21 protein-coding genes are annotated in these 21,669 nt (G+C 60.8%); 9 read left to right on the top strand and 12 right to left on the bottom strand.

Annotation, left to right across the window (positions count from 1 at the left end; all coding sequences use genetic code 11):
- Positions 1-65: 65 nt before the first annotated feature.
- Together KGA82_RS06660 and KGA82_RS06650 are read right to left on the bottom strand one after the other, a co-directional pair.
- The gene (locus KGA82_RS06660) at positions 66-1,265 is read right to left on the bottom strand and encodes an MFS transporter (protein WP_223449990.1); all 1,200 of its coding nucleotides are present in this window, start codon (positions 1,263-1,265) and stop codon (positions 66-68) included.
- Between the two features lie 207 nt (positions 1,266-1,472).
- The gene (locus KGA82_RS06650; protein WP_008026111.1) at positions 1,473-2,669 is read right to left on the bottom strand and encodes a class I SAM-dependent rRNA methyltransferase; all 1,197 of its coding nucleotides are present in this window, start codon (positions 2,667-2,669) and stop codon (positions 1,473-1,475) included.
- Between the two features lie 316 nt (positions 2,670-2,985).
- On the opposite strand from KGA82_RS06650, the gene KGA82_RS06645 reads away from it, so the two are divergent.
- The 3 genes from KGA82_RS06645 to KGA82_RS06635 are packed head-to-tail and all read left to right on the top strand — an operon-like array spanning position 2,986 to position 5,020.
- Positions 2,986-3,801 (top strand): HDOD domain-containing protein, encoded by an 816-nt coding sequence (locus KGA82_RS06645; RefSeq protein ID WP_192227639.1) that lies wholly within the window; start codon positions 2,986-2,988, stop codon positions 3,799-3,801.
- A 29-nt stretch (positions 3,802-3,830) separates the two neighbouring features.
- Complete coding sequence (gene mutM, locus KGA82_RS06640) at positions 3,831-4,643, top strand: bifunctional DNA-formamidopyrimidine glycosylase/DNA-(apurinic or apyrimidinic site) lyase (RefSeq protein WP_008026119.1); 813 nt, start codon at positions 3,831-3,833, stop codon at positions 4,641-4,643.
- A 53-nt stretch (positions 4,644-4,696) separates the two neighbouring features.
- A complete protein-coding gene (locus tag KGA82_RS06635) occupies positions 4,697-5,020 on the top strand; it encodes a hypothetical protein (protein WP_008026125.1) in 324 nt (107 codons plus the stop codon).
- A 102-nt stretch (positions 5,021-5,122) separates the two neighbouring features.
- On the opposite strand, the gene KGA82_RS06630 is transcribed toward KGA82_RS06635, so the two are convergent.
- From KGA82_RS06630 to KGA82_RS06610, 5 genes are all read right to left on the bottom strand, one after another.
- Positions 5,123-5,374, bottom strand: coding sequence for a YfhL family 4Fe-4S dicluster ferredoxin (locus KGA82_RS06630; protein ID WP_003195146.1), 252 nt, complete (start codon positions 5,372-5,374; stop codon positions 5,123-5,125).
- 189 nt (positions 5,375-5,563) lie between these two features.
- Complete coding sequence (coaD, locus tag KGA82_RS06625) at positions 5,564-6,043, bottom strand: pantetheine-phosphate adenylyltransferase (protein WP_003177462.1); 480 nt, start codon at positions 6,041-6,043, stop codon at positions 5,564-5,566.
- Between the two features lie 115 nt (positions 6,044-6,158).
- Positions 6,159-7,754: a GMC family oxidoreductase gene (locus KGA82_RS06620; RefSeq protein WP_223449989.1), complete on the bottom strand. Its 1,596-nt coding sequence runs from the start codon at positions 7,752-7,754 to the stop codon at positions 6,159-6,161.
- Between the two features lie 132 nt (positions 7,755-7,886).
- On the bottom strand, positions 7,887-8,432 hold the full coding sequence (locus KGA82_RS06615; RefSeq protein WP_192227538.1) for a twin-arginine translocation pathway signal protein: 546 nt from the start codon (positions 8,430-8,432) through the stop codon (positions 7,887-7,889).
- Between the two features lie 28 nt (positions 8,433-8,460).
- Positions 8,461-9,891 (bottom strand): coniferyl aldehyde dehydrogenase, encoded by a 1,431-nt coding sequence (locus tag KGA82_RS06610; protein WP_008040788.1) that lies wholly within the window; start codon positions 9,889-9,891, stop codon positions 8,461-8,463.
- Positions 9,892-10,037: 146 nt separating this feature from the next.
- Between KGA82_RS06610 and KGA82_RS06605 the strand changes: the two genes are divergently transcribed.
- Both KGA82_RS06605 and KGA82_RS06600 read left to right on the top strand, forming a co-directional pair.
- Positions 10,038-10,709, top strand: coding sequence for a TetR/AcrR family transcriptional regulator (locus tag KGA82_RS06605; protein WP_008026133.1), 672 nt, complete (start codon positions 10,038-10,040; stop codon positions 10,707-10,709).
- A 33-nt stretch (positions 10,710-10,742) separates the two neighbouring features.
- The gene (locus tag KGA82_RS06600; protein WP_223449988.1) at positions 10,743-11,597 is read left to right on the top strand and encodes a sulfurtransferase; all 855 of its coding nucleotides are present in this window, start codon (positions 10,743-10,745) and stop codon (positions 11,595-11,597) included.
- 94 nt (positions 11,598-11,691) lie between these two features.
- Here KGA82_RS06600 and KGA82_RS06595 read toward each other — a convergent pair whose 3' ends face one another.
- Genes KGA82_RS06595 through KGA82_RS06575 form a run of 5 tightly spaced genes read right to left on the bottom strand, consistent with a single transcriptional unit; the run spans position 11,692 to position 17,030 of the window.
- Positions 11,692-12,519: an AraC family transcriptional regulator gene (locus KGA82_RS06595; RefSeq protein WP_192416707.1), complete on the bottom strand. Its 828-nt coding sequence runs from the start codon at positions 12,517-12,519 to the stop codon at positions 11,692-11,694.
- Between the two features lie 4 nt (positions 12,520-12,523).
- Positions 12,524-13,522: a hydrolase gene (locus KGA82_RS06590; RefSeq protein WP_223449987.1), complete on the bottom strand. Its 999-nt coding sequence runs from the start codon at positions 13,520-13,522 to the stop codon at positions 12,524-12,526.
- Positions 13,523-13,577: 55 nt separating this feature from the next.
- A complete protein-coding gene (rsmD, locus tag KGA82_RS06585) occupies positions 13,578-14,192 on the bottom strand; it encodes a 16S rRNA (guanine(966)-N(2))-methyltransferase RsmD (protein ID WP_008026142.1) in 615 nt (204 codons plus the stop codon).
- Positions 14,192-15,682 (bottom strand): M16 family metallopeptidase, encoded by a 1,491-nt coding sequence (locus KGA82_RS06580; RefSeq protein ID WP_223449986.1) that lies wholly within the window; start codon positions 15,680-15,682, stop codon positions 14,192-14,194. The genes rsmD and KGA82_RS06580 overlap by 1 nt, the downstream gene beginning before the upstream one ends.
- Positions 15,675-17,030 (bottom strand): M16 family metallopeptidase, encoded by a 1,356-nt coding sequence (locus KGA82_RS06575; protein WP_008040793.1) that lies wholly within the window; start codon positions 17,028-17,030, stop codon positions 15,675-15,677. Before KGA82_RS06575 ends, KGA82_RS06580 begins: the two co-directional genes overlap by 8 nt.
- Before the next feature lie 343 nt (positions 17,031-17,373).
- Here KGA82_RS06575 and ftsY point away from each other — a divergent pair, with 343 nt between their 5' ends.
- The 4 genes from ftsY to rpoH all read left to right on the top strand — a co-directional run bounded on the left by ftsY (position 17,374) and on the right by rpoH (position 21,524).
- Entirely contained in the window at positions 17,374-18,870 is a 1,497-nt protein-coding gene (ftsY, locus tag KGA82_RS06570; RefSeq protein WP_223449985.1) for a signal recognition particle-docking protein FtsY, read from the top strand.
- Positions 18,867-19,538, top strand: coding sequence for a cell division ATP-binding protein FtsE (gene ftsE / locus KGA82_RS06565; protein ID WP_008026149.1), 672 nt, complete (start codon positions 18,867-18,869; stop codon positions 19,536-19,538). The genes ftsY and ftsE overlap by 4 nt, the downstream gene beginning before the upstream one ends.
- Positions 19,535-20,557 (top strand): permease-like cell division protein FtsX, encoded by a 1,023-nt coding sequence (ftsX, locus tag KGA82_RS06560; protein ID WP_008026150.1) that lies wholly within the window; start codon positions 19,535-19,537, stop codon positions 20,555-20,557. Before ftsE ends, ftsX begins: the two co-directional genes overlap by 4 nt.
- 112 nt (positions 20,558-20,669) lie before the next feature.
- Complete coding sequence (gene rpoH, locus KGA82_RS06555; protein WP_007897890.1) at positions 20,670-21,524, top strand: RNA polymerase sigma factor RpoH; 855 nt, start codon at positions 20,670-20,672, stop codon at positions 21,522-21,524.
- The last annotated feature ends 145 nt before the right edge of the window (positions 21,525-21,669 follow it).

Below are 21,669 nucleotides of genomic sequence, written 5' to 3'. Positions count from 1 at the left end.
GGAGGGAATGCCGGGAAGCGCTGATCCGGCGCCGGTGGCGTGCGCCGGATGACGACCGGCGTAAATCAACTCGCGTTCAGTGCCAGATTGCGCTGCATGATCAGCGCGTTCAAACCCAGGCCCGCGACGCTAAGGATCAGGAAACACAAGGCGAGCGCCGTGGTGAGGTCTTCGGACGCGAGATTGATCATCACGCTGATCACGCCGCCGCACATGAAGATCATCACGCCGCCGACCGAGGAGGACGTACCGGCATCCTGTGGATAGAGGGTCATGGCTTTGGAATTGGCGATAGGCCGGGCAATGGTGGTGCCGGCCGTGCAGATGAGCATGGGGATCAGCACCGCAGCGGCCGTCAGCCCGAACTGATTTGCCAGCCACAGCATGACCAGCCCCGACAATGCGATCAGGCCGAGGCCGATCACTATCTGTGAATTGGCCGGCAGACGCCGATGCAATGCGCTGGCGACTATCCCGCCGAACACATAAGCCACGCCATACAGCAACAATGTCCAGGCGAATTCGTAGGGTGTGAGTGCCAGGCGCTCCATGAAAATGATCGGCGACATGACGATGAATGAAAAATGGCAGGCGAAGGCCAGGGCCGAAATCAACCAGTAACCCATGAAGCGAAAATCCGCGCATAGCCGCCAGTAGGCACTGAAAAAGTGACCGGGCGCGGCATTGCGACTGCGCGGGGTTTCCTTGAGGAGCACGCCAGCCCTTATCCAGACGAAGACCGCCAGCGCGATAAAGACATAGAAGCTGCCCTGCCAGTCCAGATGCATCTGCAACCAGGTGCCAAGCAGCGGCGATATGGAAATGAACACGCCGCCGCCGGTGGTCATCCAGATCCTCATCCGTTCCTGTTCCTTGCCGACGAACAGATCCTGAATCAGTGCCTGTGACAGCACAAAGGACCCGCAACCCACAGCCTGAATGACACGAAACACCAGGAACCAGCCGTATTCGCTGGAAACCAGGCAACCCGTTGCACCGACGATCGAGATGGCGATGCCAGTCAGCAAAAGGGTTTTGCGCCCCCACAAGTCCGACAGCGGTCCGACCAGCACCACGGATAGCCCAAGGCCAATGGCGAACAGGCTGACGGATAACACTATGTCGGACGCTGAGGTCAGGAAGTAATCAGAGAGCGCGGGAAAGGACGGGAGCACGACGTCCAGCGGGAAAACACCCAGTAGCGTCATCGTCATCAAAAGCAGGACGAGCGGCGATTTTTTCGCGGTATGCGGGGAAGGGTTCATCAACAACGCTCTCGATCCGTGAGGGGTAGCCGAGAGTCGACTTGATGAATAGGGAAGTCAATGCAGGAGGTGTGGGACTGTTCTCAGACCGTTGTAGGAGCGAGCCTGCTCGCGAAAAACGAACAGGCTACGCGGGGTGTCAGGCAGCCAGCATCATCGTTGACGACCATCGCGAGCAGGGCTCGCTCCTACTGTGGTTCTCTGGTGTTAGCTGTTTGGCAGCAACCGGCAGGTGATGCTCTTGATGTAGCGGGTTTCAGCAATCGCCGGGTGTACCGGATGATCCGGACCCTGACCGCCACGTTCCAGCATCTGGATGTTGCGATCCAGGTGACGGGCGCTGGTCAGCAGGATGTTCTGCAGGTCATCTTCCGGCAGGTGCATCGAGCACGAAGCGCTGACCAGGATGCCGTCCTTGCTGAGCAGGCGCATGGCTTGCTCGTTCAGGCGACGGTAAGCGCCTTCGCCGTTTTTCATGTCTTTCTTGCGCTTGATGAACGCCGGCGGGTCGGCCACGATCACGTCGAAGCGTTCTTCGCTGGCTTTCAGTTCTTTCAGCGCTTCGAAGACGTCGCCTTCGAGGCAGGTTATTTTTTCAGCGAAACCGTTCAGCGCGGCGTTGCGCTCGACGCCGTCGAGGGCGAAGGCCGACGCGTCGACGCAGAACACTTCACTGGCGCCGAATGCTGCGGCTTGCACGCCCCAACCGCCGATGTAGCTGTACAGGTCGAGGACGCGTTTGCCTTTGGCGTACGGGGCCAGGCGTGCGCGGTTCATGCGGTGGTCGTAGAACCAGCCGGTTTTCTGGCCCTGGATGACCGGCGCTTCGAACTTCACGCCGTTCTCTTCCAGCGCAACCCACTCCGGCACCAGGCCGAACACGGTTTCGACGTAGCGGTTGAGGCCTTCGGCGTCGCGGGCGGCGGAGTCGTTCTTGAACAGAATGCCGCTTGGCTTGAGCACTTGGGTCAACGCCGCGATCACGTCGTCTTTATGCGCTTCCATGGTTGCCGAAGCGATCTGCACCACGAGGATGTCGCCGAAACGGTCGACTACCAGGCCTGGCAGCAGGTCGGAATCGCCGTAGACCAGACGATAGAACGGCTTGTCGAACAGGCGATCGCGCAGGGACAGAGCGACGTTCAAGCGATGCACCAGCAGCGACTTGTCCAGCGGCAACTTGACGTCGCGCGATAGCAGACGGGCGCAGATCAGGTTGTTCGGGCTCATGGCAACGATGCCCAGCAGCTTGCCGCCGGCAGCTTCGAGGATCGCCTGGTCGCCGGCCTTGAAGCCGTGCAACGGGGTGGCGGCCACGTCGATTTCGTTGCTGTAGACCCACAAGTGGCCGTTTCGCAGGCGACGGTCGGCGTTGGCTTTGAGGCGCAGGCTAGGCAGGGACATGACGTCGCTCCGGAAAAAAGAGCGGGAGTATAGCGTGTTGAGGGTGGTGGCGGGCCGGGTGGGCGATGAAACGCTGGTGACGCCTTCGCGGGCAAGCCTCGCTCCTACAGGGGGACGCATTCCAAATGTAGGAGCGAGGCTTGCCCGCGAAGGCGATCTCAAATGCTCCACGGAAATGAAACTTTGGCCGATGTTGCCCGCCGGTGTGTCGGATCCAACTTTATAAAGGTTAGAATCGGCGCCTGTCCCAGAGTGTGTACTTATGTCCCAAGAGCTGACCACCGAACAGATCCAACAGTCCCTGCAAGGCATCAGCGTGCCGGCCCAGCCGCAGATCATGGTGGATCTGCAGATGGAACAGTACATGCCCGACCCGGATCTGGAAGTGATCGCCAAGCTGATCTCCCAGGACCCGGGCCTCTCTGGTGCCCTCCTGAAAATCGTCAACTCGCCGTATTACGGCTTGAGCAACAAGATCGCCTCGATCCAGCGCGCGGTGAACCTGCTGGGCAGCCGTTCGATCATCAACCTGATCAACGCGCAGTCGATCAAGGGGGAAATGAACGATGACACCATCGTTACCCTGAATCGTTTCTGGGACACCGCTCAAGATGTGGCGATGACCTGCCTGACCCTGGCCAAGCGCATCGGCGTCCAGGCCGGCGATGAAGCGTACGCCCTGGGCCTGTTCCACGACTGCGGCGTGCCGCTGATGCTGCAACGCTTCCCGGACTACATGACCACGCTGGAAGAAGCCTACGCCAGCGCCAGTGCCGAATGCCGCGTGGTGGACACGGAAAATAGGGTGTTCAATACCAACCATGCGGTGGTGGGTTATTACACGGCCAAATCCTGGCGCCTGCCGGAGCATGTGAGCACGGCGATCGCCAATCACCACAATGCGCTGGCGATTTTCAGCGATGAGTCTTCGCGCAACAGCCAGCTGAAAAACCTGTTGGCGATCCTGAAAATGGCCGAGCACATTTGTGCGTCTTACCGGGTACTGGGCAACCAGAACGAGGACCATGAATGGAACACCATCGCGCCGCTGGTACTCGATTACGTGGGCCTCTCGGACTACGACTTCGAAACCCTCAAACAAACGATTCGCGACCTCGGCACTCACCGCTGAGTGCCGTCAGAGCCTGATTCGAGAGCACCATGCCTGAACTGCCGGAAGTCGAAACCACCCGCCGCGGTATTGCGCCGTACCTGGAAGGCCAGCGCGTCAGCCGGGTGATCGTGCGTGACCGTCGCCTGCGCTGGCCGATCCCTGAAGACCTGGATGTGCGGCTCTCCGGCCAGCGTATCGTGCTGGTTGAGCGGCGCGCCAAGTACCTGCTGATCAACGCCGAAGTCGGCACGCTGATCAGCCACTTGGGCATGTCGGGCAATCTGCGCCTGGTGGAAGTCGGCCTGCCGGCCGCCAAGCATGAGCATGTGGATATCGAGCTGGAATCGGGCCTGGCCCTGCGCTACACGGACCCGCGACGGTTCGGCGCGATGCTCTGGAGCCTCGATCCGCTCAACCATGAATTGCTGATTCGCCTGGGGCCGGAACCGTTGACCGACCTGTTCGACGGCGAGCGCTTGTTCCAGCAGTCTCGCGGGCGTTCGATGGCGGTCAAACCGTTCATCATGGACAACGCCGTGGTGGTCGGCGTGGGCAATATCTACGCGACCGAAGCGCTGTTTGCGGCCGGTATCGACCCACGCCGTGAGGCCAAGAGCATTTCCCGGGCGCGCTATTTGAAATTGGCGATCGAGATCAAACGCATCCTGGCCGCTGCCATCGAGCGCGGCGGTACGACGTTGCGCGACTTTATCGGCGGCGACGGTCAGCCCGGTTATTTCCAGCAGGAATTGTTCGTGTACGGCCGTGGCAGTCAGCCGTGCAAGGTCTGCGGAACAGAGCTGCGGGAAGTCAAACTCGGGCAGCGCGCCAGCGTCTTTTGCCCGCGCTGCCAGAGCTGATATTCCTGCGGTCTATAGTCAGTGTTCTCACTGCCTAGTCGAAGGACCGTGCCATGAACCTGTTCCGAACCCTTGCCGTCGTATGGCTGCTGAGTGCCGGTGCACCAGCACTGGCAGCAAATACCGGCAGCGGTGACCCGCGCTACACCATCCAGAATCCCCCGGCGTACGCCATGCTCGGCGACTTGCTGATTGCCCGACCCTTGCTGGTCGTGGCAACGGTGATTGGCGCGGGGGCGTTTGTGGTGTCGTTGCCGTTTACCGCGCTGGGCGGCAATGTCGGCGACGCGGGACAGGCGTTGGTGGTCGACCCGGCGAAAGCGGCGTTCGTGAGGTGTCTGGGATGTATTGGGGAGGGGTTTGAGCAGCGGGAGTGAAGCCTAAAAGCTTCGCGGGCAAGCCTCGCTCCTACAAGGATCGTGTAAATCCTGTAGGAGCGAGGCTTGCCCGCGAAGGCGTCCTCACAGACGCCTCATGGCTCACGCCTTACCGGTAATCTTCCGGTACTTCTCCATCAACTGCTCTTCAGTCTCCGGATGCGCTTCGTCCAGTGGAATGCAATCCACCGGGCACACCTGCTGGCACTGAGGTTCGTCGTAGTGGCCGACACACTGGGTGCACAGGTTCGGGTCGATCACGTAGATCTCTTCGCCCTGGGAAATGGCGGCGTTCGGGCACTCGGGTTCGCAGACGTCGCAGTTGATGCAATCGTCGGTGATGATCAGGGACATGCTAACTCCAGCCGGGGCGGCAGGCCCGGGCGCTAAAAACCAATGCGCAATTGTGCCGCATTGGAGAGCGCAGTGCACGCGGGCGCGACGTTCTGTAGGAGCCGGCTTGCTGGCGATAGCAACACCGCGGTCAGTCTGAGACATCGCAGCGGTCCTATCGCCAGCAAGCCGGCTCCTACAGGTCTGGCGTTATTTTTTAAATCGAAGTGTCAGGGCATCCGCCACCGCGGGGTGGACGAACTTGGTGATATCGCCGCCCAACGCCGCGATTTCACGGACCAGCGTCGAGGAAATGAACGAATAGCGCTCGGACGGTGTAAGAAACAGACTTTCCACATCCGGCGCCAACTGACGGTTCATGTTGGCCAGCTGAAATTCGTATTCGAAGTCCGAGACCGCGCGCAAACCACGCAGGAACACGTTGGCATTCTTCTCTTTGGCGAAATGCGCCAACAGCGTCGAAAAGCCGACGACTTCAACGTTCGGCAGATGTTTAGTGACCTCGCGGGCCAGCTCCACACGCTGTTCCAGGGGAAACAACGGGTTTTTTTTCGGGCTGGCGGCGACGGCGATGATCACATGATCGAACAGGCGCGCGGCGCGTTCGACCAGATCGCCATGGCCCTTGGTAATAGGGTCGAAGGTACCTGGGTACAACACTCGGTTCATCGCGTCGTCCTGGCGGGAGTCCGTTGGGGAGTCGGATGGTATCGCAGCCTTCCCGGTCGGCCAAGTCGCCTGTTGGGTAAGAAAGCACTATAGACGATAGGAATATTCGCTCTTTTCATGGGTTTTTCAAACGTTCGGCCAACGAAGTCGCCAGTTGCGCCGTCAGCCCGTAGACCGACAATTGCGGGTTTGCGCCAATGCTGGTGGGGAACAGCGAGCCGTCGTGGATCGACAGGTTGCTGAGCTGATGATGCCGGCCGAGGCTGTCGGTCACGGCGTTTTTCGGGTCTTCGCCCATGGCGCAACCGCCCATCACATGGGCACTGCCCAAGCGTGTGCGATACAACTCAAGGCTCAGGCCGTCGATCAGCGTGCGCGCCTCGGCCAGGGTTTTCACATAGCGCGCATCGGCGTGCATCGGCATCACGGCGTTGGCGCCGCCGGCGAACTGGATCTCGGCCATGCTGTGGAAGGCGCGGCGCAAACCGTCCCAGGCGTAGGGTGAAACCTGATAATCGAGCACTGGCGTGTTGTCGCCGCGCAATTCGACGCTGCCACCGGGACTGTCCGGGTGAAAGCCATCGCGCAGCAACGCCAGCATGGCGTGGGTATGCGGCAGGTTTTCCATGTGTCGGGCGCTTTCCTGGCCAAAACCGCCGAGCAATGTGGCCGCCAGCGCCGGGTGCAGGGGCGGCACTTCGAGTTTGTAGGCCATCGGGCCGGTGGTGCCGTCCTTCCATTGGAAATGGTCGGAATAGATCGACTGCGGCGCGCCGTAGAACGGGTTGATCACCTCGTCGAACAGCCCGGCGGACATGTTCACTAAATGCAGGAAGGTGCGCTTGCCCAGACGTTTGTGCGGATCGGGCGCGTCGGAACGCAACAGCAACGCGGGGCTGTTGATGCCGCCGCCGGCCAGCACGTAATGTCGCGCCATGACCGTGATTGTCTTGCCCGTGGGCGCGACGCAGCGATCATCCATCGCCACGCATTGCAGGCCGGTGACCTTGCCGTCCTTGATCATCAGTTTCTCGGCGCGGGCCAGGTAAAGCAGCTCGCCACCCTTTTCCAGGGTCGCCGGAATCGTTGTGACCATCATCGATTGCTTGGCGTTGGTCGGGCAGCCCATGCCGCAGTAGCCAAGGTTCCAGCAGCCGCGCACGTTGCGCGGGATCACGTGCCAGCTGTAGCCGAGCTGCTCGCAGCCTTTGCGAATCACGTCGTTGTTGGCGTTCGGCGGGACCATCCAGGGTGCGACGCCCAGACGTTGCTCCATTTTCTCGAACCATGGCGCCATCTCGGCCGGGCTGTGGCCTTTGACGTTGTGCTCCCTGGCCCAGTGTTCGAGCGTCGGCTCCGGCGTGCGGAAACTCGAGGTCCAGTTGATCAGCGTGGTGCCGCCCACCGCACGGCCTTGAAGGATGGTGATTGCGCCGTCCTTGCTCATGCGGCCGATGCCTTCTTGATAGAGGCTGGTGTAGGCCTGGTCTTCAAGCATCTTGAAGTCGCTGCTGGTCTTGAGCGGACCTTCTTCGATCAACAGCACCTTGTAGCCGGCGGCGCTGAGGATTTCAGCGGTGGTGCCGCCGCCCGCGCCGCTGCCGATGATCGCCACGTCCGCTTCGAGGGTCAGGTCCTGGGTCAGTTGCGAGCCGTTGTGGGTTTTCCAGCCACGGGCCATGCCTTCGCGGAACGGATCGGGTACGGGCATATTCGGGTCTCTTGTTTTTATATTGAGAAATGTGTCGTTCATCAGGCCGCCTTCGCGGGCAAGCCTCGCTCCTACAGGGGGCGCGCGATCCCTGTAGGAGCGAGGCTTGCCCGCGAAGGGGCCAACTCGGTCTTAAACGGTTGGCGGTCCGGGATACCCGCAATGCGCCCACGACTCAGCCCGGCTGTACCACGCCATCATCACCAGTTGCAGCAACGAGCTATGCCCCATGCGCAACAGGCTCAACGAGCTGTTTTCCCAGCGATCAAGAAAGTGCCGGATCTCATCGGCACTGGCGTTTTCCCAACTGCCCCAGATCCCGGTCAGCGGCCCGCGAGTCACGGCCATCCCCAGCACATCGAACAACTGCTGAGTGAGCTTGAGCATTTCCGGCGACAGGTGATTGAGGCCGTTATCCAGGCAGTGCAAGGTCTGGTCGAGTGCCATCGGCATTTTCCCGGCGACCACGGCGCCATCGAGCATCACCGGAATCAGCGCCCGCAAAAACAACAGATCGCCGCTGCGCAGGATCGCGAAACCGCTGGCCGGGATGCTCGACGAACACCCGCTGAGGCTCGCGCCGAGTCCGGCGGTGGCAAGAAATGCGCTCGCGCCAAGGCTGAATTTAAGCAGGCCGCGCCGTGACAGCGCGGGTGTATCGGACAGGCTTGGGCTCATTATTGTTATTACCCGGCGGTGAAGGTCGTTAGCGGATAAACAGCTTCTGGATCAGTTTCTGAATGGTTTTTCCGTACGGCGGGTAGATCAGTTTCGCCGCGTTGAAACGCTGTTTGATCAGCACACCTTTGGCCTTGCTGAACGTCAGGAAGCCTTCGTGGCCGTGGTAATGGCCCATGCCCGAGGGGCCGATGCCGCCGAAGGGCATGTCGTCCTGCGCGACGTGCAGCAACGTGTCGTTCAGGCACACGCCTCCGGAATGGGTTTCATGCAGGACACGGTTTTGTTCGCGCTTGTCGTAGCCGAAGTAATACAGCGCCAGCGGACGAGGTCGCTGGTTAATGTAGGCAAACGCTTCATCCAGATCCTTGTACGGAACGATCGGCAGCAGCGGACCGAAGATTTCGTCCTGCATCACCATCATCTCGTCGGTGACGTTCAGCAGCAGGCTATGGCTCATGCGCCGGCCCTGGCCCTGGTCGAACAGCGGAATCAGCAGCGCGCCCTTGCTGGTGGCGTCGCTGATGTAGCCGTTGAGCCGGGCCAGTTGTCGGTCATTGATGATCGCGGTGTAGTCCGGGTTGTCAGCCAGTGTCGGATAAAACCCGCGAACCGCCTGACGGTAGGCTTCGACGAAAGAACCCACGCGGTCTTCCGGCACCATTACGTAGTCCGGGGCGACGCAGGTTTGCCCGGCGTTGAGCGTCTTGCCGAACGCAATACGTTCGGCGGCGTCCTTCAACGGCACATCACGAGAGACGATGGCCGGGGACTTGCCGCCCAGTTCCAGCGTTACCGGCGTCAGGTTCTCGGCCGCCGCGCGCATCACGTGTTTGCCGATGCTGGTGGCGCCGGTGAACAGCAAGTGATCGAAACGCAGGCGGGAGAACGCCACGCCGATATCGGCCTCACCGAGCACCACGCAAACCAGGTCTTCGGGGAAGATCCGGCCCAGCAATTCCTTGAGCAGCAGACCGGTGGCGGGGGTCGATTCGCTGAGTTTGAGCATCACCCGATTGCCCGCCGACAACGCGCCAACCAAAGGGCCGATGGCCAGAAACAGCGGGTAGTTCCACGGCACGATCACCCCGACCACGCCCAGCGGCTGGTAAACGACTTTCGCCGAGGCCGGCTGAAAGGCCACGCCGACCTTGCGTCGCGAGGGTTTCATCCAGCCTTTGAGGTGCTGACTGGCATAGTGAATGCCGTGCAGGCTGGGCATCAGTTCGGCGAGCAGGGTTTCATCGGCGCTGCGGTGGCTGAAGTCCTGGCTGATCGCATCGATCAGTGCCTGACGTTCATTGCTCAACAAATCGCGCAGGGCTTTGAGCCATTGAAGTCGCTGGGCGGCGGGCGGCATCGGGTTGGCGGCATAGGCTGCGCGCTGATCGTCGAAGCGGTTTTGAAGTTCCTCCAGGGGCTGCTGCAGCTTCTGCAGGTAGGCGATGTCAGCAGTCATGGTCGGCTCCGGATTTATTGTAGTGAGGAACTTTTTAGAGTCTATGCTCTAGAAAGTCAAATGAGATCCTGACATCGCGTTGTTTTATCCGCTCGCGGTTAGGTCGTAAGATGCCCCTCAACGCACTCTGAATTAAAGCTCAAGCCATGGCCCCTCGGATCAAAACCAGCGAGCGCATCGTGCAGAACAGCCTGGAGCTGTTCAACCAGCAAGGTGAGCGCAGCATCAGCACCAACCACATTGCTGCCCACATGGACATTTCTCCGGGCAACCTCTACTACCACTTCCCCAACAAACAGGCGATCATCGCCGTGCTGTTCAGTGAGTACGAAAGCCTGGTGGACAGCTTCCTGCGCCCGCCCCAGGGGCGCGCCGCGACGGTTGAAGACAAGCGCTTCTACCTTCAGGAGTTGCTGGCGGCGATGTGGCGCTACCGGTTTTTACATCGTGATCTCGAGCACTTGCTCGACAGCGATCCGGAACTCGCCGCCCGTTATCGGCGCTTTTCCCAGCGCTGCCTGATCTATGGCACGCACATCTACGCGGGATTCGTCGAGGCCGGCATCCTGTCCATGGATAAGGTGCAGATTGAATCCCTGACGCTCAATGCGTGGATCATCCTCACGTCCTGGGTGCGTTTCCTGTGCACCACGCGGGAAAATTCCAATCACCTGAGCGAGCAGGCGATCAAACGCGGTGTGTATCAGGTGCTGGTGCTGGAGGCCGGTTTTGTCACCGATCAGTCTCGCGATGCGGTGAACGCGCTGTACGAGGAGTTTTACGTGCCGCTGGCCCAGGCGCTGGAAGAAGTGCAGTAGGATTCAAAATCGACCATCTCACAGGAGCCCGTTATGCCCATTGCGCAACTGATCAGCCCGCAAGCACTGGACCTGAAAAAGGACCAGCCGGGGTTGGTGATTCTTGATTGTCGTTTTGCCCTCGAAGACCCGGACTACGGCCAGCGCAGCTATGCCGAAGGGCATATCGCCGGGTCGAGCTTCGCCGATCTTGAGCGTGATTTGAGCGGGGCGGTGGTCAAGGGCGTGACCGGGCGTCATCCGTTGCCGCAACCTGCGGACTTGATCGAACGCCTGCAAGCCTGGGGCGTCAATGCCGACAGCGATGTGGTTTTGTACGACGACGGCCCCGGTGCCTACGCGGCGCGGGCGTGGTGGTTGCTGGCCTGGCTGGGCAAGCGTGACGGCGTGTTTATCCTCGATGGCGGGCTCAAGGCCTGGCACGCGGCGGGTTTGCCCTTGAGCCTTGATGCGCCCGGTATTGAACGTGGCACCTTCGCGGGAACGCCGGACAATACGCTGCTGTTGAACGCCGAACAGCTTCAGCACCGTCTCGGCCAGCCCGATTTGACCTTGCTCGATGCCCGCGCCTTGCCGCGCTTCAAGGGGGAAGTGGAGCCGATCGACCCGATTGCCGGGCACATTCCCGGCGCGCAATGTGCGGCATTCACCGACAACCTGGGCAGCGACGGGCGTTTTCTGCCGGCCGATCAGCTCAAGCAGCGCTTTGCCGCGAAACTCGGTCAACGTTCGCCAACCGATCTGGTGGCGTATTGCGGTTCCGGCGTGACGGCGTGCCATAACCTGTTCGCCTTGTGCCTCGCGGGATATCCCTTGGGTTCGTTGTATGCCGGCTCGTGGAGCGAATGGATCAACGACCCCGCGCGTGGAATCGCCACCGGCGAATAAACACAAATCCCCTGTAGGAGCCGGCTTGCCGGCGATAAGGACGCCACGGTGTTTCAGACAGACCGCGTTGCCCCAATCGCCAGCAAGCCGGCTCCTACAGTAACGCTCTGCGATACGCCCCCGGCCCCACCCCGTAAACCTGCTTGAACTGTCGGCTCAGATGACTCTGGTCGGCAAACCCCAATTGTGTCGCCACTTCCAACGGCAAACAGCCGCCCTGCAACAACGCCCGCGCCCGAGCGATGCGTTGCTGCATCAACCAGGTGTGCGGTGGCATGCCGGTGGCGCTGCGGAATACCCGGGCGAAATGAAAGGGCGACAGATTGACCGCTGCCGCGAGTTCTTCCAGCGACGGCGGCGCCGCCAATTGCGCTTGCAGCAGTTCCTTGGCCTGCGTCACTGCCCGGTGTTCCTTGCCGGGTTTGCCGGCATCCGGAACGGCGGCGTGACGTTGCAACAGCGACAACATCATCTCTCGCCAGGCGGTCTGCTGTTGCAGGGCAGTGGAGGGCGTTTCGAGCAGGCGATGCAGTTGGCAGAAGCCCTTCACCAGGTCCGGATCGCGATACAGCGTGGCGCCAAATGCCGGCAGGTTATGGGTCGGCAGTTCCAGCTCATCGAGCAACGACAGAATCTGCCCGCTGTCGGGATAAAACGCCCGGTACAACCAACCGTCTTCCGTGCCTTTGTGGCCGGTGTGCAACTCGTCGGGGTTGATCAAAACAAGCGTGCCGCTGCCCGCCAGGTGTTCGGCGCCGCGATAGCGGTAACGCTGGGCGCCGGCCATGATCATGCCGATCACGTAACCGTCATGCACATGCGGGGCAAAACGGTGTTCGATGTAGCGTGCGGACAACAACTCGACCCCGGCCAAAGGCGCCGTTTGCCAGAAACGGATCGACTCGCCCTGATCGATGTCCATCGGTTTACCCGCGACCTGCAGCGGCCAGCCACTGCGGGATGCGCCGTTCCAGGTAATAACCCGGCTGCCGGAACGAGCCATCGACGAAGCCGACATGCCCACCCTTGGCTTGCAGTTCGAATTGAGTGCTGGCGGACAGTTCCTCGGCCTGCGGCAGGCTGTGCGGAAATACAAACGGGTCGTCGGCGGCCTGAATGATCAGCGTCGGCGTGCGGATTTCGCCCAGAAAGTAGCGGCTAGAGGCGCGGCGATAGTAATCCTGTGCATCGGTGAAACCGTGCAGTGGCGCGGTCACCCGGCCATCGAAATCCCAGAACGTGCGCATGTTTTCCAGCGAACCCAGCGCGGCCAATTCCGCCAGACCATCCTCGCGCCCGTCATGCTGGAACTGCCGTTGCTTGTTCTTGATGTAGGCGACCATCTCGCGCATGAAGTGCGCCTGATACACCTTCGAAAAACCCTGGCCGATACGATCGGCGCACTGATCGAGCCGAAACGGCACCGACACCGCCACGGCACCGAGCACGCCGCTGTCGCTGCCGGTCTCGCCCAAGTGTTTGAGCAAAACATTGCCGCCGAGGGAATAACCGACCGCATACAGCGGCGCGAGCGGTCGCTTGGCCCGCAGGTGCTTGATGGTTTCGGCCAAATCTTCGCTGGCGCCGGAATGGTAGCTGCGCGGCAACAGATTCGGTTCGCCGGAGCAGCCGCGCCAGTTCAGCGCGACGCTGGCCCAGCCTTGGTCGCCCAAGGCTTTTTGCACGCCGGCCACGTAAGGCGAATTGGAAGACCCGGTCAGGCCATGCAACACCAGCACCAGCGGTGCATCGGCGCTGTGCGGGCCGTGCCAGTCCAGGTCAAGAAAGTCGCTATCTTCGAGCCACAAGCGTTCGCGTTCGCGCTCGATGTGCGTGGTTTTGCGCCAAAGCGGTCCCCACAAGGTCTGCAAGTGCGGGTTGCCGAGGCCAAAGGCAGGGGTGAAGCGTTCTGACGGAAAAGACACGATTGCTCTCGATGCAGCGGTGCGCAACCTGTGCGCACCTTTTCAGGCCGGTCGGTTAACCGGCGATCTCTGCCATACGTTGCCACAACGAATAGTAGACGCGCCCGGATTTCTGCTCGCGGTGCAGGCGCCAGTTGGCCGGCAGGCCGAGCGTCGAGGGGGCGGTTTCGCTTTCGGTGTACACCCATGCGTCGTCCGCCAGCCATTGGCGCTCTTCGAGCAGGGTGCATACGGTCGGCAACAGGTTCTGGTTGAACGGCGGGTCGAGGAACACCAGGTCGTAAGCCACTGCTGGCTGGGTTTCCAGATAGCGCAAGGCGTCGGCAGTCTGAACCTGGCCGGTGGTGCAACGTAGCGTGCCCAGATGTTCCTTCAGGCTGGACACCGCGATATTGCTCGCATCCAGCGCCTGGCCCATGGCCGCGCCACGGGACAAGGCTTCAAGAAACAGCGCGCCGCTGCCGGCGAACGGGTCGAGTACCTTGGCCCCGGCCACGTACGGCGCGAGCCAGTTGAACAGGGTTTCACGCACCCGGTCCGGGGTCGGACGCAGGCCCGGCGCGTCAGGGAAGCTCAACTTTCGGCTGCGCCATTCGCCGCCGATGATGCGCAGTTGGTTCACGCCGTTGTGCACGTTATGAACAGGTTTTTTTGGACGGGAAGTGGCCATTAATGCTCCGGAACCCCGAGCGGCTGCTCGGCAGGTTTATCAGTAGGGGCCGGTAACGGCTTTTGCGGCACGGTCGGGCCAGCGCTGACGATGACCATTTTGTCCGTGCTCAAGTGTTTGTTCAGTGCGGCTTTGACTTGTTCGACTGTCAGGCTCTGGGACTGCTGCATGAAGTCCTCCAGATAGCTCAACGGCAGATTGTAGAAACCCATCGCGCCGAGCTGGCCGACGATATCGGCGTTGCTGGCGGTGGACAGCGGGAAGCTGCCGGCCAGTTCACGCTTGGCGTCGTCGAGTTCTTTTTCGGTCGGGCCGGTTTTAAGGTAGTCGGCGAGCACGTCCTGCACCAGTTTCAGCGTGCCTTCGCTCATCTCTGCGCGGGTTTGCAGGTTGATCATGAACGGGCCGCGCGCCTGCATCGGGGTGAAACCCGAATACACGCCGTACGTCAGGCCACGCTTCTCGCGCACTTCACTCATCAAACGGGTGCCGAAGCCACCGCCGCCGAGGATCTGGTTGCCCATGGACAGCGCGGCGTAATCCGGATCGTCACGGTCGATGCCCAGTTGCGCGAGCATCAGGTTGGTCTGCTTGGACGGGAACTCGATGTGGCCGATGCTGGCTTTCGGTTCTTCAGGCTGCGGCAGTTTCGCCAGCGCCGGGCCTTTTGGCAGCGCACTGGAGACTTGCGCAGCAATCGCCTCGGCTTCGGCGCGGGACAGATCGCCCACCAGCGCTATCACCACGTTGCCGGCGGCGTAGGCTTTTTCATGGAACGTCTTCAACTGAGCCAGGGTGATGGCTGGTACGGTTTTCGCCGTGCCATCGCTGGAATGCGCGTACGGGTGATCGCCGTACAAGCGGTTCATCAGCTCGATACTGGCCAGTTTGCCGGGGTTCTGTTTCTGGTATTCGAAGCCGGCGAGCATCTGGTTCTTGATGCGCGCAAACGAATCGGCGGGGAAGGTCGGTTTGCCGACAACTTCGGAGAACAACTTCAACGCAGGCTCGCGTTTGTCGGTGGCACTGAGGCTGCGCAGCGACGCCAGCGCCATGTCCTTGAACGCACCGTTGCCAAAGTCAGCGCCCAGGCCTTCGAAGCCCTGAGCGATAGCGCCGACATCTTTGCCGGCCACACCTTCGTTGAGCATCGCATTGGTCAGTACCGCCAGGCCCGGCGCATCGCCGTCCTGGCTGCTGCCGGCGGCGAAGATCAGGCGCATGTCGAACATCGGCAACTCGCGGGCTTCAACGAACAACACCTTGGCGCCTTCGGCGGTGTTCCAGGTTTGCACGTTGAGCGAGCGGCGGCTCGGTGCCTTGCCGTCGAGTTCGGCCAGCGATTGCAGTTTCTGGCTGGACTTGGCCTTGTCGAGGGCTTCGCTGGCGTTGGAGTGGTCGGTCTTCAGGAAATAGAAGGCAGCGGAGCCAATCAATGCGACAGCGACCAGGCCGATCAGGGCCAGACGTGGTTTTTTATGCTCACTCATGAGTCGTCTCCAGTGGCAGGACATGGGCGACGCTGAGACGTTCGCGGGTGAAATACAGCTTGGCGGCTTTCTGGATGTCTTCTGGCGTGACGCTTTCCAGTTCAGCCAGTTCGGTGTCCATCAGCTTCCAGGACAGGCCGACGGTTTCCAGTTGGCCGATAGCGGTGGCCTGGCTGGTAATCGAATCACGCTCGTAAACCAGTCCGGCAATCACTTGAGCCCGCACGCGCTCCAGCTCTTCGGCGGACGGTGCGGTGGTTTTCAGCTGTTCGAGCAGCTTCCACAAACCGGCTTCGGCCTGGGCCATGGTTTTGTTTTTCTGGGTGTTCGGCGATGCCGACAGGGTGAACAGGCTGTCGCCGCGGGTGTAGGCGTCGTAGCTCGACGAACCACCGGACACCAGCTCTTCGCCGCGCTCCAGTTGTGTCGGGATGCGTCCGCTGTAGCCGCCGTCTAGCAGGGCCGAGATCAGGCGCAAGGCGTTGACCGAACGCTTGTCTTCGGCGGTGGCGATGCTTGGCACGTTGAAGCCCAGCATCAGGCTCGGCAGTTGGGTCTGCACGTGCAGCGTAATCTGCCGTTCGCCGGGCTCGGCCAGTTCGACCGGTTTTTTCGCCGGTGGCACGTCGCGTTTGGCGATCGGGCCGAAGTAGCGCTGGGCCAGGGTTTTCACTTCGTCCGGCGTCACGTCACCGACCACCACCAGCGTGGCGTTGTTCGGCACGTACCAGGATTGGTACCAGTGGCGCAGCTCTTCGACTTTCATGCGGTCCAGGTCAGCCATCCAGCCGATGGTCGGCGTGTGGTAACCGCTGGCCGGGTAGGCCATGGCCTTGAAGCGTTCGTAGGCCTTGGACATCGGCTTGTCGTCGGTGCGCAGGCGACGTTCTTCTTTAATGACTTCGATCTCGCGGGCGAACTCGTCGGCCGGCAGGCGCAGGCTGGCCATGCGGTCGGCTTCGAGTTCGAAGGCCACGCCCAGACGGTCGCGGGCCAGCACCTGGTAATAAGCGGTGAAGTCGTCGCTGGTGAACGCATTCTCTTCGGCACCGAGGTCCCGCAGGATCAGCGAGGCTTCGCCGGGACCGACTTTTTCGCTGCCCTTGAACATCATGTGTTCCAGGGCGTGGGACAAACCGGTCTGCCCCGGCGTCTCGTAGCTGGACCCGACCTTGTACCAGACCTGGGAAACCACCACCGGCGCGCGATGGTCTTCGCGCACGATGACCTTCAGGCCATTGTCGAGGGTGAATTCGTGGGTGGGTTGCGGATCGGCAGCAAAGACTGAAAGTGGCAGACAAACTGTGCTGAGCAGCAGGCCTGCAGCGCGGCGGGCTAGAGCATTCATTCGTTTTTAAACCTGTTGAGCTGCCCGCTTGGTCTTAGCGTCGGCGGGCGAGAGGGTGCTAGGATACTGATCCGTTTTACTGGCGGCCACGCCTATCAGGCCTTTGCGTTTGATCAGGTTGTATGGGTTTGCGGCAGAAGGTTGGAATTTATCAACTAAACTCTGCTTTTTCGCCGATTTTGCCGCGTTAGTCCTTCGTGAAATCGTTTCCGTGAGGTGCCACTTGCACCTCTACAAAATGTTGCGCGTGAACAAGCTGGGTCAATCGCAGTCTGTTCTGCATCGAATATTTATTTGCCGAGGCGCCCTTTGGCGCGTCGCTACCGTGAGATAGCCGTCCTCCATGTTTGGTTCCAACGACGACAAGAAAGCCCCAGCTGCGGCTGGCGAGAAGAAAAGCCTGTTCGGATGGCTGCGCAAAAAGCCGCAGGAAACCGTCGTCGAACAGCCACAGCCCATTCCTGAGCCAGTACCTGCGCCGGTAATAGATGAAGCGCCGGCGCCGGTTGTCCTGCCGATCTCCGAGCCGGTGCTGCAACCGGTGGCTGAGGCGCAACCTGATGTCGTGGCTGAGCAGCCGCTGACGCCTGCCGCCGAGCCGTGGCTGACCTTGCCGGTAGCGGAAGAGCCGGTATCGTTGGTCGAAGACGAGCTGGCGCCGCACATTACGCCGCCGATTCCTGCGCCGAGTGCGTTTTCTCCTGCGCCCGTTCAGGTGCCAGTGATTGAGCCAGTTGTTGTGGCCGAACCTGCGCCTGTTATTCCTGAGCCTGTGATTCCAGCCTTTGTTGCGCCGGCTGCTCCAGTTGTTCAAGCACCAGTGCCTGCGCCGGTCGTTGCACCCGTTGCCGCCGCGCCTGTCGTGCCGGTCGAAACACCCGCCGAGCCTGTGCGTACCGAAGAAACCAAAGCCGGTTTCTTCGCCCGCCTCAAGCAAGGCCTGTCCAAGACCAGTGCCAGCATCGGCGAAGGCATGGCGAGCCTGTTCCTTGGCAAGAAAATCATCGATGACGAGCTGCTTGAAGACATCGAAACCCGTCTGCTGACCGCCGACGTGGGCGTTGAAGCGACTTCGGTGATCATCCAGCGCCTGACCCAAAAGGTTGCCCGCAAAGAGCTGGCCGACGCCGACGCGCTGTACAAGTCCCTGCAGGCTGAACTGGCGGCGATGCTCAAGCCGGTCGAGCAACCCCTGAAAATCACCTCGCAGAACAAGCCGTTCGTGATCCTGGTCGTTGGCGTCAATGGCGCCGGCAAGACCACCACCATCGGCAAACTGGCGAAGAAGCTGCAACTCGAAGGCAAGAAAGTCATGCTGGCGGCGGGCGACACCTTCCGCGCCGCCGCAGTCGAGCAATTGCAGGTCTGGGGCGAGCGCAACAAGATTCCGGTGATCGCCCAGCACACCGGTGCCGACTCGGCTTCGGTGATCTTCGACGCTGTGCAAGCCGCCAAGGCCCGTGGCATTGACGTGTTGATCGCCGACACCGCCGGTCGCCTGCACACCAAAGACAATTTGATGGAAGAGTTGAAGAAGGTTCGCCGGGTCATCGGCAAACTCGACGCCGACGCGCCGCACGAAGTGCTGCTGGTGCTCGACGCCGGCACCGGGCAGAACGCCATCAACCAGGCCAAGCAATTCAACCAGACCGTCGAACTGACCGGCCTGGCGCTGACCAAGCTCGACGGCACCGCCAAGGGCGGGGTGATTTTCGCCCTGGCCAAGCAGTTCGGCTTGCCGATTCGCTACATCGGCGTCGGTGAAGGCATCGATGACTTGCGTACCTTTGAAGCAGAACCCTTTGTCCAGGCACTGTTTGCCGAGCGGGAGCGTTCATGATTCGTTTCGAACAGGTCGGTAAACGCTACCCGAACGGTCACGTCGGCTTGCATGAGCTGAGCTTTCGAGTCCGTCGGGGCGAATTCTTGTTTGTAACCGGCCATTCCGGCGCCGGTAAAAGCACCTTGTTGCGCCTGCTGCTGGCCATGGAGCGTCCGACCACCGGCAAATTGCTGCTGGCCGGTCAGGACCTCGGCACCATCAGCAACGCGCAGATTCCTTACCTGCGTCGGCAGATCGGCGTGGTGTTCCAGAACCACCAGTTGCTGTTCGATCGCACGGTGTTCAATAACGTGGCCCTGCCGTTGCAGATTCTTGGTTTGTCCAAGGCCGAAATCGCCAAGCGTGTGGATTCGGCACTGGAACGCGTGGCGCTGTCGGACAAGACCGATCTGTACCCCGGCGACCTGTCCACCGGCCAGCAGCAGCGCGTCGGCATCGCCCGCGCCATCGTTCACCGCCCGGCCTTGCTGCTGGCGGATGAACCGACCGGTAACCTCGACCCGCGCCTCGCGGCCGAGATCATGGGCGTGTTCGAAGACATCAACCGTCTGGGCACCAGCGTGCTGATCGCCAGTCACGACCTGGCCCTGATCGCGCGCATGCGTCACCGCATGCTGACTCTGCAACGCGGCCGACTGATCGGTGACGGGGAGGCTGGGGAATGAGTGCGACACGCAGCCCTAAAGTCTCCGAGCGCGTGGCGCCGAAAGCCGCCGATCCGCAACCGCAGAAGAAAAAACACGACGATGACGACGGTCCGGACTTCGCCACGCTGTTCCGCGCCTGGATTGAAAGCCATCGCGCCAGTCTGCTGGACAGTCTGCGGCGCCTGGGCAAGCATCCCATCGGCAGTTTCTTCACCTGCATGGTGATGGCGGTTGCCCTGAGTTTGCCGATGGGCCTGTCACTTTTGCTAAGTAACGTCGAACGTCTCGGCGGTTCCTGGCAGCGCGCGGCACAGATTTCCCTGTACCTGCAACTTGAGGTCAGCCCGGCTGAAGGCGAATCGTTGCGCGATCAGATCAAAGGCATTCGGGGCGTAGCTGATGCCGAATATGTCGGTCGTGATCAGGCGCTGGAAGAGTTTCAGCAGCAGTCCGGCCTGGGCGAAGCGTTGAAGGAACTGCCGGAAAACCCGCTGCCAGGCGTGGTGCTGGTGACCCCGAACGAGGTCGACAAGCCTGCTCTTGAAGCATTACGACAAAAACTTTCCGAGCTGCCGAAGGTACAACAGGCGCAACTTGATCTAGTCTGGGTCGAGCGTCTGGCAGCCATCCTCAAGCTGGGTGACCGTTTTGTCTTCGGTCTGACCGTGCTTCTGATTTCTGCATTACTTTTGGTGATAGGCAATACCATTCGTCTTCATATTGAAAACCGCCGCACAGAGATAGAAGTGATTAAACTCGTCGGCGGCACTGACAGCTATGTGCGCAGGCCCTTTCTATATATGGGCGCGTTGTATGGCTTCGGTGCGGGGATACTTTCCTGGGGCGTATTGGCGTTTGGCCTGAACTGGCTGAACGAGGCAGTGGTTGGACTGGCCGGTTTGTATGGCAGTAATTTTGCGCTGGCCGGAGTGCCAGTTGCCGACGGTCTGTCTCTCTTGCTTGGCGCGGTGCTGTTAGGGTATATCGGTGCATGGATTGCAGTCGCACGCCACCTGAGGGAGCTTGCGCCTAAGTAGTATCATTTTGCTCGTATTGACCTTTCAGCGTTTATGGGAACTTGTCTTTTGGTTTCCGGTCAATTTTCGCAGTGCTGAACTGCACGAGTTTGTAAGACGGAGGTTTTTTCGTATGACCAATTCTTTGCAACCTGCATATGCTCTGGTCCCGGGTGCGAACCTGGAGGCCTACGTGCACACCGTGAACAGCATTCCATTGCTGACGCCGGAGCAGGAGCGTGAACTGGCCGAGAGTCTCTACTATGAGCAGGATTTGGGGGCGGCTCGGCAGATGGTGCTCGCCCACCTGCGTTTTGTCGTACATATCGCCCGTAGCTATTCCGGCTACGGTCTGGCTCAGGCTGACCTGATCCAGGAAGGTAACGTCGGTCTGATGAAGGCCGTGAAGCGCTTCAACCCGGAAATGGGTGTGCGTCTGGTTTCGTTCGCTGTGCACTGGATCAAGGCGGAAATTCACGAGTTCATCCTGCGCAACTGGCGCATTGTGAAAGTCGCGACCACCAAGGCCCAGCGCAAGCTGTTCTTCAACCTGCGCAGCCAGAAGAAACGTCTGGCGTGGCTGAACAACGAGGAAGTCCATCGCGTGGCGGAAAGCCTCGGCGTAGAGCCGCGGGAAGTGCGCGAGATGGAAAGTCGACTGACCGGCCATGACATGGCCTTCGACCCGGCCGCAGAAGCGGACGACGACAGCGCTTTCCAGTCGCCGGCCAACTATCTGGAAGACCACCGGTACGACCCGGCCCGTCAACTGGAAGACGCTGACTGGAGCGACAACTCCAATCACAACCTGCACGAAGCGCTGGAAGTACTGGACGACCGCAGCCGTGACATCCTTTATCAGCGCTGGTTGGCTGAAGAGAAAGCCACGCTGCACGACCTGGCGCAGAAGTACAACGTGTCGGCCGAGCGTATTCGTCAGCTTGAGAAAAGCGCGATGAACAAGCTCAAGTTGTCGATCGCCGCCTAAGCTGCGCGAAGGCAATAAAAAACGCCCCGATCATTGATCGGGGCGTTTTTGTTTGTATCGAGTACGCATAACCCCCTGTAGGAGCGAGGCTTGCCCGCGAAGGCGGCGTGTCAGTCGAGGAGGATGGCGACTGACACACCGCCTT

It is taken from the genome of Pseudomonas sp. BF-RE-22 (genome assembly GCF_019956155.1).
Taxonomy (GTDB): Bacteria; Pseudomonadota; Gammaproteobacteria; order Pseudomonadales; family Pseudomonadaceae; genus Aquipseudomonas; species Aquipseudomonas migulae.
The sequence above is the reverse complement of the archived record's forward strand: the minus strand, read 5'-3'. Positions and strand labels throughout refer to the sequence as shown.

Coding starts and splice junctions, on each gene's coding strand:
- ftsX (WP_008026150.1), top strand. CDS start 19,535: ATGAGTGCGACACGCAGCCCTAAAGTCTCCGAGCGCGTGGCGCCGAAA.
- KGA82_RS06605 (WP_008026133.1), top strand. CDS start 10,038: ATGGCCCCTCGGATCAAAACCAGCGAGCGCATCGTGCAGAACAGCCTG.
- KGA82_RS06630 (WP_003195146.1), bottom strand. CDS start 5,374: ATGTCCCTGATCATCACCGACGATTGCATCAACTGCGACGTCTGCGAA.
- coaD (WP_003177462.1), bottom strand. CDS start 6,043: ATGAACCGAGTGTTGTACCCAGGTACCTTCGACCCTATTACCAAGGGC.
- KGA82_RS06635 (WP_008026125.1), top strand. CDS start 4,697: ATGAACCTGTTCCGAACCCTTGCCGTCGTATGGCTGCTGAGTGCCGGT.
- rpoH (WP_007897890.1), top strand. CDS start 20,670: ATGACCAATTCTTTGCAACCTGCATATGCTCTGGTCCCGGGTGCGAAC.
- KGA82_RS06620 (WP_223449989.1), bottom strand. CDS start 7,754: ATGCCCGTACCCGATCCGTTCCGCGAAGGCATGGCCCGTGGCTGGAAA.
- KGA82_RS06650 (WP_008026111.1), bottom strand. CDS start 2,669: ATGTCCCTGCCTAGCCTGCGCCTCAAAGCCAACGCCGACCGTCGCCTG.
- KGA82_RS06610 (WP_008040788.1), bottom strand. CDS start 9,891: ATGACTGCTGACATCGCCTACCTGCAGAAGCTGCAGCAGCCCCTGGAG.
- rsmD (WP_008026142.1), bottom strand. CDS start 14,192: ATGGCCACTTCCCGTCCAAAAAAACCTGTTCATAACGTGCACAACGGC.
- KGA82_RS06595 (WP_192416707.1), bottom strand. CDS start 12,519: ATGGACATCGATCAGGGCGAGTCGATCCGTTTCTGGCAAACGGCGCCT.
- ftsE (WP_008026149.1), top strand. CDS start 18,867: ATGATTCGTTTCGAACAGGTCGGTAAACGCTACCCGAACGGTCACGTC.
- mutM (WP_008026119.1), top strand. CDS start 3,831: ATGCCTGAACTGCCGGAAGTCGAAACCACCCGCCGCGGTATTGCGCCG.
- KGA82_RS06600 (WP_223449988.1), top strand. CDS start 10,743: ATGCCCATTGCGCAACTGATCAGCCCGCAAGCACTGGACCTGAAAAAG.
- KGA82_RS06580 (WP_223449986.1), bottom strand. CDS start 15,682: ATGAGTGAGCATAAAAAACCACGTCTGGCCCTGATCGGCCTGGTCGCT.
- ftsY (WP_223449985.1), top strand. CDS start 17,374: ATGTTTGGTTCCAACGACGACAAGAAAGCCCCAGCTGCGGCTGGCGAG.
- KGA82_RS06660 (WP_223449990.1), bottom strand. CDS start 1,265: ATGAACCCTTCCCCGCATACCGCGAAAAAATCGCCGCTCGTCCTGCTT.
- KGA82_RS06575 (WP_008040793.1), bottom strand. CDS start 17,030: ATGAATGCTCTAGCCCGCCGCGCTGCAGGCCTGCTGCTCAGCACAGTT.
- KGA82_RS06615 (WP_192227538.1), bottom strand. CDS start 8,432: ATGAGCCCAAGCCTGTCCGATACACCCGCGCTGTCACGGCGCGGCCTG.